This is a genomic window from Pseudomonas sp. 05N434, assembly GCF_056396965.1.
Genome location: NZ_JBFTMK010000812.1, coordinates 1 through 1518, shown reverse-complemented (window position 1 = coordinate 1518; position 1518 = coordinate 1). Strand labels below are relative to the sequence as shown.

1 protein-coding gene is annotated in these 1518 nt (G+C 56.4%); it reads left to right on the top strand.

Translation table 11 applies throughout. The features are described from left to right. Positions 1-1383: calcium-binding protein (locus AC1DLB_RS29680; protein ID WP_477745556.1), on the top strand; the 1383-nt coding region annotated here is incomplete at its 5' end. Positions 1384-1518 lie beyond the last annotated feature (135 nt).

The window sequence follows — 1518 nt, the reverse complement described above, 5'->3', positions numbered from 1 at the left end:
ACCAGCTACGCCACTTTCTCCATGGCGGCCAACGTTGAGCGCCTGACGTATACCGGGGCGGCAGCCTTTACCGGTTACGGCAACGCCAGCGACAACATCATCAGCGGCGGTGCCGGTAATGACGTGCTGTTTGGTGGCGGCGGTGCAGACCAGTTCTTCGGCGGCGCCGGTATGGACACTGTCGGCTACACCGACAGCACCGTGGCGGTGACCCTTAACTTGATGACAGGCATCCACTCCGGTATCGCGGCTGGCGATACTTACGTCGATATCGAAACCCTCCGTGGGACCGCGCTCAACGACATCTTCATCGGTGGCACCACTGCCATGGGGTTGGACGGCGCAGCCGGTCAGGACCTGGTCAGCTATGAACAATCCACCACTGCCGTGACAATAGATTTGAAAACCAATGTCAATGCGGGCGATGCCGCTGGCGATACCTTCACCGGGATCGAGATTTTCCAGGGCAGCAGTTTTGACGACACGCTGTCGGGATCCACTGGCAGCGACATTTTCATCGGTGGCGCCGGTGCCGACCGGATCGATGGGCGTGAAGGGCTGGACAGCGCCTGGTACATCAACAGCGCAACTGCCGTGAATATCAACCTACAGACCGGGGTCACTCAGGGTGGCGATGCGCAAGGCGACGTCTTGCTCAACATCGAACGCGTAGTGGGCAGCCACTTCGACGACACGCTGACCGGTGATGCGGTCGGGAACTACCTTGAGGGTGGTCTGGGCAATGATCTGGTTTATGGCGGCGACGGTGGCGATACCATCTACGGCGGTTTGTACTCCCAGATCGGGCCATTCTCCCTTGGCGGTGTAGCAAACGGGCCTCAGGCCGACATGCTGTATGGCGGCAATGGTGGCGATGTCATCACCAGTGCTGCCGATGATCGTGGAACCATGGCTTTTGGCGAAGCTGGCAACGATAGCCTCACGGTGGTCAGCGGCACGGCCGATGGCGGTGACGGCGACGATATTTTGAGCGGCACCGGTGACAACTTCGTGTTGCTCGGCGGCGTCGGCAATGACAAGTTGACCCTGAACGTGAAGGGTGAATTCGCCTGGAACATGAAGTCTGGAGGCTTTGCCAACGGTGGAGAGGGCGATGATACCTATACCGTTAATACCAGTAAGTTGGTGACTATCCGCGATGACGGAACAAGCATCAATGACACGCTGATATTGAACAATGTCAACTCCGCAGCCGACTTGCAGCTCATGCGAGTTGACAATGATCTCTATCTCTACGATCGCTTTGATACTCAAGGCGCTGTGCCCGACCATGGTGTGAAACTGCAGGACTGGTACGCAGGCTTCACTACCATTGAGCATTTCAAGACCGCCAATGGTGACGCGTTCGATTTGTTTGGTTGAGGTTTTGGATCTTCACTCGTAATGGAGTTGAAGGTCTTCTTTGAAGTAATTGGGGAATCTGGTTGTGATTGACCCGGTTCCCCTTTTTATTGGGTCCGCATAGCTGCTAATTACCTTCTGTCGCTGATTCAAGTG